At 26.8% G+C, this 17846-nt stretch carries 18 protein-coding genes, 1 tRNA gene, 1 rRNA gene and 1 pseudogene; 15 read left to right on the top strand and 6 right to left on the bottom strand.

Features of this window, described 5'->3' with window-relative positions; all coding sequences use genetic code 11:
* Positions 1 to 14: 14 nt before the first annotated feature.
* Positions 15 to 686 (bottom strand): annotated as a pseudogene (locus NG904_RS07930) (NAD-dependent protein deacylase); the annotation flags it as partial.
* An 84-nt stretch (positions 687 to 770) separates the two neighbouring features.
* Here NG904_RS07930 and NG904_RS07925 point away from each other — a divergent pair.
* From NG904_RS07925 to NG904_RS07910, 4 genes are all read left to right on the top strand, one after another.
* Complete coding sequence (locus NG904_RS07925) at positions 771 to 998, top strand: hypothetical protein (protein ID WP_252230935.1); 228 nt, start codon at positions 771 to 773, stop codon at positions 996 to 998.
* A gap of 101 nt (positions 999 to 1099) precedes the next feature.
* A complete protein-coding gene (locus NG904_RS07920) occupies positions 1100 to 1363 on the top strand; it encodes a hypothetical protein (RefSeq protein ID WP_252230933.1) in 264 nt (87 codons plus the stop codon).
* An 18-nt stretch (positions 1364 to 1381) separates the two neighbouring features.
* Entirely contained in the window at positions 1382 to 3406 is a 2025-nt protein-coding gene (locus NG904_RS07915; protein ID WP_252230931.1) for an ATP-dependent nuclease, read from the top strand.
* Positions 3399 to 5348 (top strand): UvrD-helicase domain-containing protein, encoded by a 1950-nt coding sequence (locus tag NG904_RS07910; protein ID WP_252230929.1) that lies wholly within the window; start codon positions 3399 to 3401, stop codon positions 5346 to 5348. Before NG904_RS07915 ends, NG904_RS07910 begins: the two co-directional genes overlap by 8 nt.
* Positions 5349 to 5389: 41 nt before the next feature.
* Here NG904_RS07910 and NG904_RS07905 read toward each other — a convergent pair whose 3' ends face one another.
* Complete coding sequence (locus tag NG904_RS07905) at positions 5390 to 6127, bottom strand: NAD-dependent protein deacylase (protein WP_252230927.1); 738 nt, start codon at positions 6125 to 6127, stop codon at positions 5390 to 5392.
* Positions 6128 to 6260: 133 nt separating this feature from the next.
* Between NG904_RS07905 and NG904_RS07900 the strand changes: the two genes are divergently transcribed.
* The 6 genes from NG904_RS07900 to NG904_RS07875 all read left to right on the top strand — a co-directional run bounded on the left by NG904_RS07900 (position 6261) and on the right by NG904_RS07875 (position 9624).
* Entirely contained in the window at positions 6261 to 6803 is a 543-nt protein-coding gene (locus NG904_RS07900; RefSeq protein WP_252230925.1) for a GNAT family N-acetyltransferase, read from the top strand.
* A 27-nt stretch (positions 6804 to 6830) separates the two neighbouring features.
* Positions 6831 to 7727 (top strand): helix-turn-helix transcriptional regulator, encoded by an 897-nt coding sequence (locus tag NG904_RS07895; RefSeq protein ID WP_252230923.1) that lies wholly within the window; start codon positions 6831 to 6833, stop codon positions 7725 to 7727.
* 67 nt (positions 7728 to 7794) lie between these two features.
* Positions 7795 to 8250, top strand: a complete 456-nt coding sequence (locus tag NG904_RS07890; protein WP_252230921.1) for a GyrI-like domain-containing protein — start codon at positions 7795 to 7797, stop codon at positions 8248 to 8250.
* Between the two features lie 278 nt (positions 8251 to 8528).
* A complete protein-coding gene (locus NG904_RS07885; protein WP_252227080.1) occupies positions 8529 to 9020 on the top strand; it encodes a MogA/MoaB family molybdenum cofactor biosynthesis protein in 492 nt (163 codons plus the stop codon).
* A 405-nt stretch (positions 9021 to 9425) separates the two neighbouring features.
* Positions 9426 to 9542, top strand: a 5S ribosomal RNA gene (gene rrf, locus NG904_RS07880).
* Between the two features lie 6 nt (positions 9543 to 9548).
* Positions 9549 to 9624: transfer RNA gene (locus tag NG904_RS07875), tRNA-Phe, on the top strand.
* Between the two features lie 81 nt (positions 9625 to 9705).
* Here NG904_RS07875 and NG904_RS07870 read toward each other — a convergent pair.
* Positions 9706 to 10497, bottom strand: coding sequence for a MerR family transcriptional regulator (locus tag NG904_RS07870; RefSeq protein WP_252230919.1), 792 nt, complete (start codon positions 10495 to 10497; stop codon positions 9706 to 9708).
* 154 nt (positions 10498 to 10651) lie between these two features.
* Positions 10652 to 11071 (bottom strand): DUF3785 family protein, encoded by a 420-nt coding sequence (locus tag NG904_RS07865; protein ID WP_252230917.1) that lies wholly within the window; start codon positions 11069 to 11071, stop codon positions 10652 to 10654.
* A 385-nt stretch (positions 11072 to 11456) separates the two neighbouring features.
* On the opposite strand from NG904_RS07865, the gene NG904_RS07860 reads away from it, so the two are divergent.
* Positions 11457 to 11654: a hypothetical protein gene (locus NG904_RS07860; RefSeq protein WP_252211600.1), complete on the top strand. Its 198-nt coding sequence runs from the start codon at positions 11457 to 11459 to the stop codon at positions 11652 to 11654.
* Between the two features lie 237 nt (positions 11655 to 11891).
* On the opposite strand, the gene NG904_RS07855 is transcribed toward NG904_RS07860, so the two are convergent.
* Positions 11892 to 12569 carry a uracil-DNA glycosylase gene (locus tag NG904_RS07855; protein ID WP_252227145.1) on the bottom strand — a complete coding sequence of 226 codons (678 nt, stop codon included), beginning with the start codon at positions 12567 to 12569 and terminating at the stop codon, positions 11892 to 11894.
* Positions 12570 to 12696: 127 nt separating this feature from the next.
* On the opposite strand from NG904_RS07855, the gene NG904_RS07850 reads away from it, so the two are divergent.
* Positions 12697 to 13440: a peptidylprolyl isomerase gene (locus tag NG904_RS07850; RefSeq protein ID WP_252211602.1), complete on the top strand. Its 744-nt coding sequence runs from the start codon at positions 12697 to 12699 to the stop codon at positions 13438 to 13440.
* Positions 13441 to 13578: 138 nt separating this feature from the next.
* Here NG904_RS07850 and NG904_RS07845 read toward each other — a convergent pair whose 3' ends face one another.
* Positions 13579 to 14223, bottom strand: coding sequence for an HAD family hydrolase (locus NG904_RS07845; protein ID WP_252211603.1), 645 nt, complete (start codon positions 14221 to 14223; stop codon positions 13579 to 13581).
* A gap of 442 nt (positions 14224 to 14665) precedes the next feature.
* Between NG904_RS07845 and NG904_RS07840 the strand changes: the two genes are divergently transcribed.
* The 3 genes from NG904_RS07840 (at position 14666) to rsmI (ending at position 17779) form a co-directional block, all read left to right on the top strand.
* Entirely contained in the window at positions 14666 to 15940 is a 1275-nt protein-coding gene (locus NG904_RS07840; protein WP_252211604.1) for a C40 family peptidase, read from the top strand.
* Positions 15941 to 16179: 239 nt separating this feature from the next.
* Positions 16180 to 16932, top strand: coding sequence for a tRNA1(Val) (adenine(37)-N6)-methyltransferase (locus NG904_RS07835; RefSeq protein WP_252230914.1), 753 nt, complete (start codon positions 16180 to 16182; stop codon positions 16930 to 16932).
* Between the two features lies 1 nt (position 16933).
* On the top strand, positions 16934 to 17779 hold the full coding sequence (rsmI, locus tag NG904_RS07830) for a 16S rRNA (cytidine(1402)-2'-O)-methyltransferase (protein WP_252211606.1): 846 nt from the start codon (positions 16934 to 16936) through the stop codon (positions 17777 to 17779).
* The last annotated feature ends 67 nt before the right edge of the window (positions 17780 to 17846 follow it).

The following is a 17846-nucleotide window of genomic DNA, read 5'->3' as shown; positions in this document are numbered from 1 at the left end:
ATATCAACACACATTTAAAATAGAGCTAAATTATTAACTGCTTCACTCAAAACTTTTCCAACAGAATCATTAATAATTAGATTAGCCTTTGAGTCAGCTGAAGTAGAACTTTTATTTATAAGAACAAGGTTTTTACCTCTAAAATAATCAATTAATCCAGCTGCTGGATAAACAACTAATGAAGTACCTCCTATAATTAAGGTATCAGCTTTAGATATTGCTTTAATTGCACCTGTGATAGTATTATCATCTAATCCTTCTTCATAAAGAACAACATCTGGTTTAACAGTTCCTTCACACTTTGTGCAAGTAGGAACTCCTTTTGATTCTAATATAAAATCTGAATCATAAAATGCATTACAATTAGTACAATAATTTCTGTGAACAGATCCATGTAGTTCGAAAACATTTTTAGAACCAGCAGCTTGATGAAGTCCATCTATGTTTTGAGTAACAATAGCTTTAAGTTTGCCTATTTCTTCGAGCTTAGCTAAAGCCATATGTCCGCTATTAGGTTTAGCATCTGGATATATAAGTTTAGCTTTATAGAAGTTGAAAAATTCTTCAGGATGTCTAATATAAAAGCTATGAGATACTAATTGTTCAGGTGTAAAAGTTACATTAAGTTTTTTATTAAATAAACCATTAGCACTTCTAAAATCAGGTATTCCAGATTCGGTGGAGACAGGGATGTAAACCTAATAAAGAAATAAATGTAATAATATGGTATAATTTCTGTATAAGTAAAAATGTATTAAGAGGATGAGTAGATGAGTTCTGATGAAAATAATTTAAAAAATATTTTTAATCCTGAAATACTGAATGAAAATTTAAAGTTTATATCATTGTATATTGCTGTATATGAAAAGCTTAAAGAAACAATAGTAGGAGGGGTTAAGGATTTTTATTGTTCAGGTTTTAAAGGTGACAAATATATATATGATTGGTATGAAGAAAAAGTATTAAATAAAGTAAGTTCAAAAAAAATAGAAAATTAAAAGCAAGTTTAAAATGGCTTTTAGATGCAGAAGCAATTGATAAAAAAGATTGTGAGTCATTTAAGAAGATAACTAATAAAAGAAATGAATTAGTACATGATATGTCTGAAATACTTTTTAATGGATTAGATGAAGAGGTTGTAATATTATTTGGTGACATGATGGAGTTATTTAAAAAGATAGAAAAATGGTGGATAAAAGAAGTTGAAGTACCTATAAGTGGAGAATTTACAGCAGATGAATATGAAAAAATTGATTGGGATTCTGTTGAATATAGTGACTTAATGATGTTGAGAGTAATAACAGATGTATCACTAAATGACGATAGAGAATATATAAATAAAAAAGTTGACTTATATAAGTAATAATAAGGGGAGAGAAGTATGTATTTATCTCAAGTTAGAATATGGAACTTTAGAAAATATGGTGAGAGTTCAGATGATGATAAAGAGAGTTTGATTGTTAATTTTAAAAAAGGATTAAATTTAATAGTAGGAGAAAATGATAGTGGTAAAACTGCTATTATAGATGCTATAAAAATTGTTCTAGGAACTCAAAGTTTTGATAATGTAAGATTAAGTGAAAATGATTTTTATAAAAGAAAGGATGGATCAAGAGTAGATTACTTAAAGATAGAATGCAAGTTTGATGATTTAAGTGAGATTGAATCAGGCAGATTTTTAGAGTGGATAGATTTAAGTGATAATGGTGAAGTTTCATTGCGAGTTAGAATAATTGCAAGAATGAAAGATAATAAAATTATAATAAAAAAAACTGGAGGCAAGGAAGGTGTAGATATAAATTTTGAGGCTTCTGAATGTTTAAGAGTTACTTATTTAAAGCCTTTAAGAGATGCAGAAAATGAATTAAGCCCAGGATATAAATCAAGATTTGCACAGGTATTAAAGAATTATCCTGTGTTTAAGATAACAGATGAAAATGGAAAAAATAAGCTTGAAAATATAATGAAAAATGCTAATGATCAAATTGAAGACTATTTTACAAAACATATTGATGGTGTAGTAGAAGATGAAAATCCAGCCCAGATAGGTAAAACGATAAATACTATTTTAACAAGTTTTTTAGGGGTCAATAAAGAAGGCTATAATGCAAAAATAAATATATCAGATATGGAATTAAGTAAGATATTATCAAGATTAATGCTAATTATAGATGATAATAAAGTTGGTTTGGGAACGTTAAACCAATTATACATGGCAATGGAATTATTGCTCTTAGAAGTTAAAGAACATAATCATGAATTTGGATTGGCATTGATAGAAGAAATAGAAGCTCATATACATCCACAAGCACAGTTGAGAGTTATAAAATATCTAGAAGATTGCATAAAATCGCAAATGATATTAACAACTCATAGTATAACTTTAGCTTCAGTAGTTAAACTGGAAAATCTGATTATTTGTAGAGATAAGAATGCTTATTCTTTGAGTAATGAATATACAAGTTTATCAAAAGGAGATTATGAATTTTTGGAAAGATTTTTAGACTCTACAAAAGCAAATTTATTTTTTGCTAAAGGCGTAATTTTCGTAGAAGGAGATGCGGAAAATATATTAGTACCCACTATAGCAAAAATAATAAATAAACCTCTATATAAGTATGGAGTATCAGTTGTTAATGTTGGGAATGTAGCTTTTTTGAGGTACGCTAATATTTTTATAAGAAATGATAGAAAATGTACAATTGGAATATCAACATCTATTGTTACAGATTTAGATGTGAGACCAATTCAATATTATAAAGATAAAGGTAAAACAGCTGAAGAAAAGGAACATAAGTATACTGTATATAAAGTAATTGAAAGTAGTCAATACTTTACAAAACAAGATGATGCTAAAAAGAAAGTAAGAGATATACTACAAAAAGGGTCACTAAAAAAAGAAGTATATGAAGATAATATTGAAGAAATAGAAGATGATTATGAAAGCTATAAAAAATCAGTAAAGTTAGCTAAAGAAGAAAAGTATAATTTTCAGGAGATAAAAGTTTTAACTAACACTTGGACAATGGAATTTGATATTGCATTAAGTTGTATCAGGGAATACTTATATGCAGCAGTATTAATAGCTAAAGATATACATGACAATGAAGAAAAGATAGAAAGTATAGATAAGGATAGTTATATAGAGAAGTCAAAGAATGCTATTAATGATATGGAATTTTTTGATGATAGTATGGAAATAGCATATGAAATATATAAACCATTATTAAATAAGGAAGCTTCTAAAGCTGTCTGTGCTCAATATTTATCTAAAATACTTTTACAAGAAGTTAATAATAATAGTGATTTATTAAAGAAAATAATTGAAGATGATTATCTTAAGTATATTATTGATGCAATTAATCATGTTACGTCTATTGAAAGTGAGGATAAGAGTAATGAGTAATATATCTGACTATATAGAAGTAACCGAAGAAGACATTAGTTATGCTGAAAAGATACTTTTTGGAAAAACTAGAGTTTTTGATTATAATGAAAGAATTATTATAATAAAAGATTTTAATGATTCTTTTGATATCAATGCTTGTCCTGGAAGCGGAAAAACAACGGTATTATTAGCAAAATTAATAATTTTATCAAGGAAAATGCCATTCAGAAATGGACAAGGTATCTGCGTTTTGACACATACTAATGTAGCTATAGATGAAATAAAAAATAAGCTAGGGCAGAAAAGTGAGATATTATTTAAGTACCCAAACTATTTTGGAACAATTCAAAGTTTTATAGATAAATATCTGACTATACCTTTTTATAAATATATGACAGGAGAAAATATAAAAAGTATAGATGATGATATGTATTATAGTCATTTACATAAGTTAGTTTTAGATAAATATCCCAATATTAAAAATGCAGTAAGTTTTTGTGTTGAGAAGAATCTTGGAAGTTATAGAGAAGGTCAACACTTAGATAATTTTATAAAATTTATTTTGAGTAAGAATTTTAAGGTGATTAATAATGAAATGTTTATATGTAATAAGAGTGGTGCTACGTTAGAAAATAAAAAGTATTATAAAGAGTTATTGGAAATAATGTATGATGGAGTGTTAAGGTATAATGATGCATATATATTTGCAGATGCTTATTTATCAAAATTTCCTAATGTAAGTACATATATATCAAAGCGTTTTAAGTATGTATTTATTGATGAAATGCAAGATACAAATATTGTACAAGCAAAAATTTTAGATAGAATATTTGAAGCTAATGAAGGTGTAGTAGTACAAAGATTTGGAGACATTAATCAAAGAATTGGATTATCTAGAGAAGAAAGTGGTTGGGACCTATTAGAAAATACAAAGTATATTAATTCAACCAAAAGATACGGAAAAGAAATGATTAAGTTTTTGAAACCATTAAGAATATTAGATACTAATGAAATGAGAGGAAATGAAGAAGTTAAAACTTTAAGTCCACATATACTAATATTTAACGATGGAAGTATAAAGAAAGTTATAGATAAGTTTCTTGAAGTGATTAAAAAATATGGGATTGATGAACTTGATGGTAAAGTAAAAGTAATAGGAAAGATAGGTAGGGAGGTTGAAAGTCCGAACCTTTCTATAAAATCATATACAGATTTTTATACAAAAAATAATAAAAATAAGTCGATAAATAAAGAGTGTTATAATTTGTTATCATGTAAAAAGTTAAGAGACTTTTATGAAGATATATTATTAATGATAGTTTCAGTGTTGAGATACAATAATAAAAAAGTTAGTAAAAGTGAATTTATAAAGTATATGCAAATGGAAAAAGATAATGAGTTTATCCTTTATAAAGCTAAAATCAAAAACTGGTTTTATAATATAGGAATAGATACATCAGGAGTTTTAAAAGATATAAAAGAAACTACAAGTAACTTATTAAACAACTTAGAGAAATATGTATATGATGAATTAATTATAGAAGAGAAATTTACTATACCTATAGAAGAGGAATTAGCAAAAGAACAAGTGGCATCAGCGAAACAAGTTAGTAAGGATTGTAGAATAGACGATATTAATACTGTTTTTGGTGTAAAAGGAGAAACGCATTTAGCAACGTTATATTTAGAAAGTAAACTTATAGATAGGGATGGAGAAGATCGTAGAAGTGATATAATAAAAATTTTAGATTACATGGTAGGTAAAAATATTGTGCCTAATCCAGAAGATGAAGAGGCATTAATTGCTGCATATGTTGCAATGAGCAGAGCACAAAAGCTTACATGTATTGCTATAAGTTATGAAACAATACAAGGTAGAATAAAGGAATTTGAGGAATATGGATATGAAATTATTCCTTGTGATAAAGAAATAGAAAAGTTAATAGAAAAAGAAATGTGAATATGATAATGCCCTTATATTAATATATAAGGGCATTAAAGTTATAGATTATTAACTACTTCATTTAAAACTTTTCCAACAGAATCATTAATAATTAGATTAGCCTTTGAGTCAGCTGAAGTAGCACTTTTATTTATAAGAACAAGGTTTTTACCTCTAAAATAATCAATTAATCCAGCCGCTGGATAAACAACTAATGAAGTCCCTCCTATAATTAAGGTATCAGCTTTAGATATTGCTTTAATTGCACCTGTGATAGTATTATCATCTAATCCTTCTTCATAAAGAACAACATCTGGTTTAACAGTTCCTTCACACTTTGTGCAAGTAGGAACTCCTTTTGATTCTAATATAAAATCTGAATCATAAAATGTATTACAATTGGCACAATAATTTCTGTGAACCGATCCATGTAGTTCGAAAACATTTTTAGAACCAGCAGCTTGATGTAAGCCGTCTATATTTTGTGTAACTATAGCTTTAAGTTTACCCATTTCTTCAAGTTTAGCTAAAGCCATATGTCCAATATTCGGTTTAGCATCTGGATATATAAGTTTAGCTTTATAGAAGTTAAAAAATTCTTCAGGATGTCTAATATAAAAGCTATGAGATACTAATTGTTCAGGTGTAAAAGTTACATTAAGTTTTTTATTAAATAAACCATTAGCACTTCTAAAATCAGGTATTCCAGATTCAGTTGACATTCCTGCACCACCAAAGAAGACTATGTTATTACTATTTTTTAAAATGTCTGATAATTTATCTATTTCAATACTCATAAAATCATCTCCAAACTGTGTTTATATATTTATTATTACACAATTTATTATAAAAATTAAAGAGATATGATTAAATAGTATTTATTTTAATGGTATAATTTTCATAAAATTGAATTTGGTAGGGGATGAGAAAATGAATATTATTATTGAAACTAAAGACCTTATATTAAGAAATATAAAATTAAACGATTTAAATGTGCTTCATGAAATAAGGAATGAGGAATATATTTTAAAATGGATGCCAGATTGGAAAAGTACAAAGAAAGAAACAAAACAATGGATTTCTGAAGTAATAGATTTTTATGACAAACAAAATGAAAATGATTTATGGTGTCAGCTAGTGATAGAAAGAAAATTAGATAATGCTGTTTTAGGTTTAATAGCATTACAAACTAAATTTGAAGTTAATAATGAAATTGAAATAGCATATTTCATATCTGAAAAATATTCAGGAAAGGGATATATGAAGCAAGCTGCTAAGGCATTATTAGAATGGGGATTCAATAATTATAATTTTCCTTTTGTAATGGCAATTGTTGAAATAGATAATTATCCATCTCAAAAAGTTGTTGAATCAGTTGGGTTTGAAAAAGTTGAGACAAGAATGATTTTAAATTCTGGTGAAGAAAAAGAAAAACCATTTTTTTATTATAAATATAACAAAAAAATGAATTAGCTTTAAAGAAGATATTGGAGATATTGAATGAAAATAGATAGATTATTTTCTATTGTAAATATATTAGTTAGTAAAAAGAGTGTTACTGCTGCCGAATTAGCAGAGCAATTTAATGTGTCTGTTAGAACTATATACAGAGATATTGAGATATTATCTACAAATGGTATACCAATTTGTTCAGTTCAGGGTAAAGGTGGAGGGCTTTCTATTTTAGACAATTATTCTATAGATAAAACCATATTGTCTGATAGTGAGCAGAAACAAGTACTTATGGCATTACAAAGTGTAAATGCTACAGGACAGATAAATGTAGATGATTCTTTTTTAAAACTAAGAAGTTTATTTAGGAAGAATGCAATTGATTGGATTGAAATTGATTTTTCAGGTTGGGAGCAAAGTGAAGAGGATAAAGAAAATTTTGAAATTATTAAAGATAGTATTATTAATTCAAAGGCAGTATATATTTCTTATTTTAGCAATAAAGGTGAGAGGTCAGAGCGTATTGTAGAACCATACAAATTGATATTCAAAGGATATAATTGGTATATTTATGGATATTGCAGAAAAAGAAAAGATATGCGATTTTTTAAATTAACAAGAATAGAAAAAATAGAAATTTTAAAAGATACCTTTGTAAATACACCACCATTAAATATTAGTTATGATATGTTACCAAAGGAAGAATTAATTGAAGTGAAGCTTAAAGTACATATTTCCATGGCTTCAAGGGTTTATGATGAATTTAAAAATGGAAAAATTACTTTAGAAAATAATGAATTTTATATTATAGTAAGTGTTCCAAAAACTAAATGGTTATATGATTATTTTCTTGGTTTTGGAAACAGCCTTGAGATACTTGAACCATTAGGGATGAGAGAAGAGCTTAAGAAAAAAGTAGAAGAAATTATAAAAAAATATTTATAATATGACACATAGATGTCAAGTTATGTTTGTTAATATTTGATTATCAAAGAAAGAGAGGTAATCAAATATGAATTATGAGGTTGTAAATTTAAAAGAAAAGAAAGTAGTAGGGGTAACTGCTAGGACAAAAAATTGTGATGATAATATGACGGAGATAATAGGATCACTGTGGCAAAATCTTTATGAAGGTGGAGTATATAATACTATTAAAAATAAATCAAATGATAAAGCAATAGGTATTTACTCTGATTATGAAAGTGATGTTAATAGCGAGTATAGTGTTACGGTAGGGTGTGAAGTTAGTGATGCAGAAAATATGAGTGAAGGCACTATAGTAAAAATTATTCCAGCTGGAAAATATGCTAAGTTTATTGTTCATGGACAAGTGCAACAAGCAGTTAATAACTTTTGGCAAGAGTTATGGAATATGAAATTAAATAGAAATTATAGATGTGATTTTGAGGAATATCAAAATTGTGATATGGAAAATGCAGAAATTCATATTTATATATCTGTTGATTAAAATAAGTTTTATATAAATAAGTTAAAGATAAGCTAAAGAGTTGAAATTAAATTCTTTAGCTTATCTTTATTTAAGAATAGTATTATATAATAGTATGTTAATTTTAAAGTATAGACATACTATTGGAAGAAAGAAACAATGAATTCTATTAAGATTTTATAATTAAATATTTGGTAATTATGTATTTTATTATGATATAATTTATAATAGTTACTTAGTTAAAATAGGGGGAAAATAATAAAGTTTTTTAGTATTAGATATTGAGGAGGTTTGGATTAATGTATACAGTTGGAATTATTACAAGTAGTGATAAAGGATATACAGGCGAAAGAGAAGATAAAAGTGGAGCTGTAATAAAGGAAATAGTGGAAAGTAATGATTTTGAAGTTGTAAGGCAAATAATTCTTCCTGATGATAAGGATATGTTGTCAAAAGAATTTATATATATGAGTGATGAACTTAATGTTAATCTTATTTTAAGTACAGGGGGAACTGGATTTTCTCCAAGAGATATAACTCCAGAGGCAACTAGGATAGTTATTGAAAGAGAAGCACTAGGAATATGTGAAGCGATAAGATATTATAGTCTTCAAATAACTAAAAGAGCAATGTTATCAAGAGCTATTTCTGGAATTAGAGGGAAAACGTTAATAGTTAATTTGCCAGGAAGTCCAAAAGCATGCAAGGAAGCATTGGATTTTGTGTTAAATGATATAAAGCATGGAATAGATATTTTGCTGGAAAAATCAAAAGAATGTGCAAGAAAATAGAGAATATAATAAGAAAATTTATTGAAATTAAGCTTGGTCCAATTAATGCATGCTCCCAATGAAAGATTGCTGACAAGCAATTAATTGTAAATATTAAAAGGAAACTCGACTTCGCTGAGTAAGTTCGAAAAGCTAAATATAAAATTTAGATTCTCACTTAAGAGTTCTAAAAAGCAAATTCCAACGCCAGTTCGCCATTATACTAAAATATCAATATTCACTTAAAACATAGCCTAAAAAATAAATACTTTTATATATTATATTTAAAATCCTATTAATGCTAGTGATATCAAGTGTTAAAGAAGTATATAGTAAGTCTTAATATAAATAAAAAACAAAAAAATCAAAAAAGTTTACAAAAGTTGTTGACATAATAGTGATATCTAGATATAATACTACTTGTGATCTGGTGATGACGGCGTAGAGGTAACACTCCTCTCCATTCCGAACAGGAAAGTTAAGGTCTACAGCGCTGATGGTACTGCACGGGAGACTGTGTGGGAGAGTAAGACGTTGCCAGGTAAGCATGGCTCGATAGCTCAGTCGGTAGAGCAGAGGACTGAAAATCCTCGTGTCACTGGTTCGATTCCAGTTCGAGCCACCAAAAAAACACTAACAAATGTTAGTGTTTTTTTTATTCTTTAGGAATTTATATTATTAAAAAAATTGTAGATAAGTTTAGAATTTAAACTCTCTCAACTGGAAAATAAATTTCAGTAATTATTTTTCCATCCATGGGACCATTAATATATTTTTCATAAGGTAAATCTATAATTTTATAATTATTTAAATTTATCCATTCTGTTATTTTTCCATAGGCACATGAAAGATTAGAATAAGGTCCTTCAAATGTTACCATTGCACATAAATGTCCTTTCAACACTCTTGTATTATTGATTTTTTCTTTAATAGGAAGTGCAACTTCTGTGTCATTATTATTGGGATTAAATTCATTATCATGATAAATAGACATTGGGCAACCTAATACAGTAAGATTTTTCTTACTTACTTCTTCAAATAAATTTCCGATATATTTTCCATATTCATTAACGCTCATTATCTGTCTATTACTTAATATATTTATATCTTGAGTTTTAATTAAACTTACGTTTATATCTTCTATAAATGACATAATATCAACTCCATTCTTTAAATTTAAAAGATCATTTTCCATTTCATGTTCTATATATTTATATCTTTTTATTGTAATTTCAATGTAATTTTTTTTATCTTTAATTTTTTCAATTAATAATTTATTATCATGAGTGTTTAAAATAGTTTTAATTTCATCTAAAGAAAAGCTGTAATTTTTAAGTCTTGAGATAAGAAGCATTGTGCGAATTTGACCTATGCTATAAAACCTATAGCTATTTTCGCTATTTATTTCAGCTGGTTTTATTAAATCAATATCATCATAATGCCTCAATGTTCTTGTTGTAACTTTACATATCTTAGAGAATTCTCCAATAGAAAGCATAAGTTTGTATCACCTCATAGTTTTATTTTGCTAGCTTGACTTTAGTATAATGTTTTACGCTACGTTAAAGTCAATAGTTAAATTTATAGTTTGGATATTTTTAAATAAAAAAAGAGTATAGATGTTTTAAAACTGATCTATACTCATAAAAATATTAAACTGTACATTGTTCAATTTCAACGGTGTAATTACCACAACAAGGGCAAACAACTATGCTAACAATATAACTATCATCTATTTTTCCAACTCTAAAAAGCTTATTATAAGATGTATTTTCGTATTCTTTACATAGTGTATTTATTATGTATTTATTTTCTTTTGTATAAACATAAAAATGATATTCTAAATAAGCATAAGATTTATTTATCTTTTCTTGAGAATCACAGTAACATTTATCGCCATAAAATTCTTTTGAAAAATTAATAACTTTTCCTTCGCATAAAGCATTTAAAATTATATCTAATGATAAGCCTTCAATTTCTTCAACTTCATTATCAGAATCTAAAAATATACCGTCACAATTTTCTTTATTTAATACATATTCTTTATCATCATATACAAACTTATATTCCATAAAATTTCTCTCCTTAACTAAATTAATAATAATTATATAATATCATATAATTTTAATGTACATAACAATATATTTGTAATATATTATATGTTAAATATGTATGGATATATGTAATAAATAAGGTGAAATTGCAATTATTTTATGTAGATTTCTTTGGAAATATATAAATAATCTACCCAAAAATAGTTTGATAATAAATAATATAAAATGAAACCATTTTGTAAGAATTAGGACACAGATATGTAACAAATAAAAATTTATAGTGATATAAAATAATAATAAGAAATCCTTAATTTTGAATTAATAAACTTTTAAGAGTACTGATGTAAAATTAGTATTATAGAATATTATAAAATAAAAATATTTTAGATTGGAGATGAGTTTAATGTTAGAAAAGATTATGTTAACTGATAAGGAATATGAAAATTTAGCAAAAGGAATTGCAATGGGAGTTGGATTTGGAACTATTATTGGTACAATTTTTGATAATGCAGTGTTTTTCTTTGCAGCAGGAGGAGTATTAGGAATAATAGGCTCATTAATCTATTCTAAAATAGAAGAGTATAAAGAAAATCATATATAATAAACCATAAAAGAAATGCATTATTAAGCGTATCAAAACATAATTTAAACATGTGTAAATTTATTAAGACTCTTTTAACTAAAAATTGGTAAGAGTCAATATTATATAAATTCTAATTTTAAAAGTGGATATTAGTATAGTAAATAGTAAAAATCCTTAAATTTCTTAATTGATCTTTTAAAAGTCTGTAAACTTTTGATTATACTATGAACTGTAAGTATCCACTTTTAGTAATATTTATAGATTTTCTATTTGCCAATCTATAGGAGTTTCATTGTCATTTTTCAAAAATTCATTAGTTTTTGAAAATGGTTTACTACCAAAAAAACCTCTAGATGCAGAAAGAGGACTAGGATGCACTGATTTTATTATATGGTGTTTGGGATTTGTTATAAGTTCTTCTTTTCTTATTGCATTATTTCCCCAAAGTATAAATACAATAGGTTTTTCTCTAGTATTTAATACCTTTATTATATTATCAGTAAATATTTGCCAGCCTATATTTTTATGTGAATTAGCTTCGCCAGCTCTTACAGTAAGTACTGTATTTAATAATAGAACACCTTGGTCAGCCCATTTTTTTAGATAACCATTATTAGGTATATAACATCCAATATCGTCTTTTAATTCTTTATATATATTTAAAAGTGATGGAGGAGTCCTAACTCCTGGATTTACTGAAAAACTTAATCCGTGAGCTTGGTTTGGTCCATGATAAGGGTCTTGCCCTAATATAACTACTTTAACATCATCAAAAGCTGTATAATGAAGAGCATTAAAAATATTATACATATCAGGGTATATTGTTTTTGTTTTATACTCTTGTGATAAATTTTTCCTTAATTTAAGGTAATAATCTTTTTCAAATTCATTACCTATGTAATTATTCCAATCATTTTTTAATATGTTATTCATAAAATCACCCATAATTAGTATATCATTTTTATAAAAAAATAATAAATTTTCTTTTTTTATTGTTAGTAGAGATATATATTGTTAAAATATAGAGGTATATAAAAAATTAGTTAAAAGGAGAATTAACATGGAAAATAAGGTAGTGGCAATTGTTGCCGGAAACGAAATCAAAGATAAAGATTTAGATGCAGTACTAAATAGATATCCACAAGAAAGAAGAGCTATGTTCCAAGGAGAACAAGGAAGAGAAGCATTATTAGAACAAGTAGTTGCTTTTGAACTAATGCGTAACTTTGGTAAAGAGTTAAAAATAGATGAGACTGAAGAATATAAAAATTTAGTTGAAGGATTAGCAAAAGAGGCATTAACTCAATTAGCAATTAACAAAGTATTAGCTGATGTTACAGTTACTGATGAAGATGTTAAAAAGTATTATGATGATAATGCAAGTATGTTTATAAATCCACCAACAGTTTCAGCAAAACATATTTTAGTTAAGACTGAAGAAGAAGCTAATTCTATAAAAGAAGAAATAGCAAATGGATTAGCATTTGAAGAGGCTGCTAAGAAATATTCAACTTGTCCATCTAAAGAACAAGGTGGAAGTTTAGGAAACTTTGGAAAAGGAGCTATGGTTCCAGAATTTGAAAAAGTTGCTTTTGAATCAGAAGTTGGAAAAGTTAGTGAACCAGTTAAAACTCAATTCGGTTATCATTTAATATTAGTAGAAAACAAAACTGAAAGCACAACTGTACCATTTGATCAAGTTAAGGATGCAGTGTTAAAACAACTTATAAATGAAAGACAACAAAACAAATATTTAGAAATGATAAAACAATTATCAGATAAATATGGTGTTGAAAGAAAATAATGATATTACTATTTATAAGTAATAGAAAAAGTGGTTTTATTATAAAACCACTTTTATATATATATATAATTTTTGTAACGCTTAATGCTTATCTATTTACTTTGAACTAAATAAGAAGTGAGTGTATCCACGTTTACTTTATATTAATTCAAAAAATGAAGTTATGTATTTGTCAGAAGCAGTTATAATATCTTCTTTAGAATCTATGCTGAATTCATCTTTTACTGCAATAACTTTCATTCCAGCTACTTTTGCTGATTTTATAGCAGGAAGTATATCTTCGAATACTACGCATTTATCAGGGGTAGTATCTAATCTTTTAGCAGCGAGTAAATATACGTCTGGAGAATCCTTACCTTTTTCAGTTTCACCAGTAGTAGTTATTGAATCAAAATAATGATATATATTATTTGTTTTTAAACAAACTTCTAATAATTCATTAGAATTGCTTGTAGCTAGTCCAATCTTTATATTTTTAGATTTTAGTTTATCTAAAAATTCTATTACACCATCTTTTAGTTTTACCTTTTTTGAATAGTATTCAAAGGCCATATCATGCCAATGGTTTAGTATTGTCTCAATAGAATCTTCTAGATTGAATCTGTTTTTAAAATACGCTGCTGTTTGTTTAAAGCTTAGATGAATTATATCATTTTTTAAATCTTTAGGTAATTCAAGTCCTTTTTCTTTTAGATAATCTATATCTATTTGTTGCCAAATCATCATTGAATCCACTAATGTTCCATCTAAATCAAATATTGCAGCTTTTATATTATTTAACATTAAGATCCCCCCATTTTTATTTATAAAAAGTTATAAAAAAAACTTAAGGGAATGCCTTAAGTTTTTTATGTTGTATTAAATAGTACAGATAAAAATAATTATATTCTCAAAAAAAACTTATGTCAAGAATTCAATTTTATTCATTTTTATGTTACCATAATAATATAATGTAAACTTTTACAGAAATTGTATTCATGTTTTTTAATTTATATTTCTAAAGATATGACTTAATATATTAAAACACCCTATTATCAATGGGTTTTATGTAGCATCGTTTAGAAAAGTAGGGGATTATGGACTATTTTAAAAAAAATATAGGATAATGCTTATAATTAATGCTGTAGAAAAGTTGTCCATATTTATGTAAAGTGATATAATTTTAGATATGTAAACGCATTTTGTTAATATGAAGGAGGGAAGGTTCGAAAAGAACCGGCATTGGATGAGAAAAAAGATTTTAGCTGCAATGTTAGCTACTATGATTATTGCAGGGTCTTCAGCGCCAGCTTTTGCTACGCCTGGAAATCAAGAATTAAGTGAAACAAGACAAAAATATGCTGAAATAGAACGTAATATAAGTGAAATTCAAGATAAAATTTATGATTTAGATGCTCAAATAGAGCCTTTAGAGCAAACTGTTACTAATAATAAAAAAGAAGTTAAGAATATTAATACACAAATTGATAACACAACTAAAGACATAGAACAATGTAAAGAGGAAATTACTAATTTAGATTTAGCATTAGGTGAAAGACTTAAAGCTATATATATGTCAGGAAATATGGAGTTCAGTTATTTAAACTTCTTATTTGAATCAGAATCTACTAGTGACTTTTTTACAAGAGCAGAATCATTAGGTAGAATTTTAGGTAGAGATAAGAAAGCTATAAAAGAAATAGCTGAAAAAAGAGATTCATTAAATGAAAAGATAACTTCTTTAGAAGATAAAAAGAAAGAAATAGACAAGCTTAATGCAGAAGTTCAAGTGAGCTTATCAGAATTAGATGTTAAAAAGAAAGATCAAGAAGTATTAGTTGGAAAGACAAAAGAAGAAAAGAAGAAATTTGATGAAGAATATTTATCACAAATGGAAAGAGATGTTGTTAAATCACAAATAGATGTGATAGATAGTTCAAGCAGTTCTCTTAGTGATTTAAAATCTGCAATCTCTCAATTAAGAAATTTAAGAGATAGCCAACTTAAGAGCCCAATAGTTATAGAAGAAGTAAATGCAAAGATTGAAAGTGCAAAGAGTACAGTATCACAAAAAGAACAAGAAGAAGAAGCTAAAAGAGCAGCAGCGGCATCAGCAGCAGCTTCAAGTAATACTCCAAGCAGAGGAAATTCAGGTTCTACAAATGTTACTGTTCCATCAGCAGGTAATGCTCAAGCTATATTAAATGAAGCTTATAATCATTTAGGAAAAGCTTATGTATATGGAGCAACAGGTCCAAGCAACTTTGACTGTTCAGGATTTACTCAATATGTGTATAGAAAAGCGGCAGGTGTTGATATAACAAGAACTACTTATTCACAAATAGGGGTAGGAGTACCTGTATCACAAGATCAATTACAACCAGGTGATTTAGTATTTACTCATGCAGGTCATGTTGGTATATACGTTGGTGGAGGTAGCATGATTCATGCACCACAAACAGGAGACGTTGTAAAAGTATCATCAGTATATAAATTCTATGCGGCTAGAAGAATTTTATAATATATAATATTTAAAATAAGGCTAGATATGTAATTGTCTAGCCTTATTTTGTTGTATATAAAATTTAGTTCTATTTAAAGTTAATTACAATATATGAAATTATATTTATAAGACTTAATTATATATAGACACTTTGCTAAAACACAACTAGAAAATAAAATACTAAAATCATATTAAGTTGTTTAGAATAAATGTATAAGTTATAATTATTTAGAATATATGGATAAAGGAAGATAACTATGCTTGAAAATAATTTAATTAATTTAGATACAGATGAAGTTATAGATGATTTACAATTAAAGGGATTACGATTAATACAAAAGGTTAATGGATTTAAATTTGGAGTAGATGCCGTAATATTATCTGATTTTGCAAATGTTAAGAATAAACATAGAGTTATTGATTTATGTACAGGTACAGGGATAGTACCGTTTTTGTTATATGGAAAGTATAGTCCTAAAGAAATTTATGGATTAGAGATACAACAAGAGATGGTTGATATGGCAGAGAAAAGTGTAAAATTAAATGCATTAGAAGATAAGGTTAGATTTATAAAGGAAGATTTAAAAAATATAGAGTATTTAAAGAAAATGGATAAGTTTGATGTAGTTACTGTAAACCCACCATACAAGTTAAATAATGCAGGAATTATAAATCCTAGTGATAAACTTGCTATTGCAAGGCATGAAGTTTTATGTAATCTAGAAGATGTGATTTATGCATCTAAAGTATTACTAAAAGATAATGGCAGAATGTTTATAGTACATAGACCAGAGAGATTAGCAGATATATTTACGTTAATGAGAAAATATAAAATAGAGCCTAAAAGAGTTAAAATGGTATATCCTAAACCTGGTAAGGCAGCAAATATAGTATTGGTAGAAGGGCAAAGAGATGGTGGAGCATATTTGAAATGGGATATTCCTTTATACGTTCACAATGAGGATGGATCTTATACAAAGCAAATAGATAAAATATATGGGAGGATATAAAATGGAAGTAGGAAATTTATATTTAGTACCAACTCCAATAGGAAATTTAAAAGATATAACATTAAGAGCTTTAGAAATACTAAAAGAAGTGGATATCATAGCAGCTGAAGACACTAGACAGACTTTAAAATTATTAAATCACTTTGATATAAAGAAAACATTAATGAGCTATCATAAATTTAATGAGAAAGATAAGAGTAATGAAATTATCGACAAACTATTAAATGGTCAAAGTATAGCTTTAGTATCTGATGCGGGAACACCAGGAATATCAGATCCGGGGAGCGTTATAGTAAGAAGATGTATAGAACAGGGAATAAAATTTAGTGTATTACCTGGTGCAACAGCTATAACAACAGCTCTGGTATATTCTGGATTAGATACAACTAAATTTATTTTTAGAGGTTTTTTACCTAGAGAAAATAAAGAAAGAAATATAATAAAAGAAGAATTACTTCAAAGTCAAGAAACTTTAATATTTTATGAAGCTCCTCATAGATTAATTGATACGTTATCTTTTTTATATGACTCATTTGGAAATAGACAAATTGCAGTTTGTAGAGAATTAACAAAATTATATGAACAAATATTTAGAGGCTCTGTTGAAGAATCTATTAATTATTTTACAGAAAATAAACCTAGAGGAGAGTTTGTACTTGTACTTGAAGGAAAAAAACTTGAAGAAATAAAACAAGAAAGAGAAAGTGAATGGATTGATTTATCAATTCAAGATCATATAATAAAATATATAAATGAAGGTATAAGCAAAAAAGAAGCAATTAAATGTGTTGCTAAAGATAGAGGTATACCTAAAAGTGAAGTTTATAAATTTTCAATTGATATATAAATATGAGGCTATGTTTTAGCAGAGTGTTGATATATGCATAAGCAAAGTGGACGGAGTAATTGAACTT

Source organism: Clostridium sp. ZBS15 (assembly GCF_023845705.1).
GTDB classification, from domain to species: domain Bacteria; phylum Bacillota; class Clostridia; order Clostridiales; family Clostridiaceae; genus Clostridium; species Clostridium aquiflavi.
This window is presented reverse-complemented; position numbering and strand designations above follow the sequence as displayed.

Coding starts and splice junctions, on each gene's coding strand:
- NG904_RS07925 (WP_252230935.1), top strand. CDS start 771: ATGAGTTCTGATGAAAATAATTTAAAAAATATTTTTAATCCTGAAATA.
- NG904_RS07920 (WP_252230933.1), top strand. CDS start 1,100: ATGTCTGAAATACTTTTTAATGGATTAGATGAAGAGGTTGTAATATTA.
- NG904_RS07915 (WP_252230931.1), top strand. CDS start 1,382: ATGTATTTATCTCAAGTTAGAATATGGAACTTTAGAAAATATGGTGAG.
- NG904_RS07910 (WP_252230929.1), top strand. CDS start 3,399: ATGAGTAATATATCTGACTATATAGAAGTAACCGAAGAAGACATTAGT.
- NG904_RS07905 (WP_252230927.1), bottom strand. CDS start 6,127: ATGAGTATTGAAATAGATAAATTATCAGACATTTTAAAAAATAGTAAT.
- NG904_RS07900 (WP_252230925.1), top strand. CDS start 6,261: ATGAATATTATTATTGAAACTAAAGACCTTATATTAAGAAATATAAAA.
- NG904_RS07895 (WP_252230923.1), top strand. CDS start 6,831: ATGAAAATAGATAGATTATTTTCTATTGTAAATATATTAGTTAGTAAA.
- NG904_RS07890 (WP_252230921.1), top strand. CDS start 7,795: ATGAATTATGAGGTTGTAAATTTAAAAGAAAAGAAAGTAGTAGGGGTA.
- NG904_RS07885 (WP_252227080.1), top strand. CDS start 8,529: ATGTATACAGTTGGAATTATTACAAGTAGTGATAAAGGATATACAGGC.
- NG904_RS07870 (WP_252230919.1), bottom strand. CDS start 10,497: ATGCTTTCTATTGGAGAATTCTCTAAGATATGTAAAGTTACAACAAGA.
- NG904_RS07865 (WP_252230917.1), bottom strand. CDS start 11,071: ATGGAATATAAGTTTGTATATGATGATAAAGAATATGTATTAAATAAA.
- NG904_RS07860 (WP_252211600.1), top strand. CDS start 11,457: ATGTTAGAAAAGATTATGTTAACTGATAAGGAATATGAAAATTTAGCA.
- NG904_RS07855 (WP_252227145.1), bottom strand. CDS start 12,569: ATGAATAACATATTAAAAAATGATTGGAATAATTACATAGGTAATGAA.
- NG904_RS07850 (WP_252211602.1), top strand. CDS start 12,697: ATGGAAAATAAGGTAGTGGCAATTGTTGCCGGAAACGAAATCAAAGAT.
- NG904_RS07845 (WP_252211603.1), bottom strand. CDS start 14,223: ATGTTAAATAATATAAAAGCTGCAATATTTGATTTAGATGGAACATTA.
- NG904_RS07840 (WP_252211604.1), top strand. CDS start 14,666: ATGAGAAAAAAGATTTTAGCTGCAATGTTAGCTACTATGATTATTGCA.
- NG904_RS07835 (WP_252230914.1), top strand. CDS start 16,180: ATGCTTGAAAATAATTTAATTAATTTAGATACAGATGAAGTTATAGAT.
- rsmI (WP_252211606.1), top strand. CDS start 16,934: ATGGAAGTAGGAAATTTATATTTAGTACCAACTCCAATAGGAAATTTA.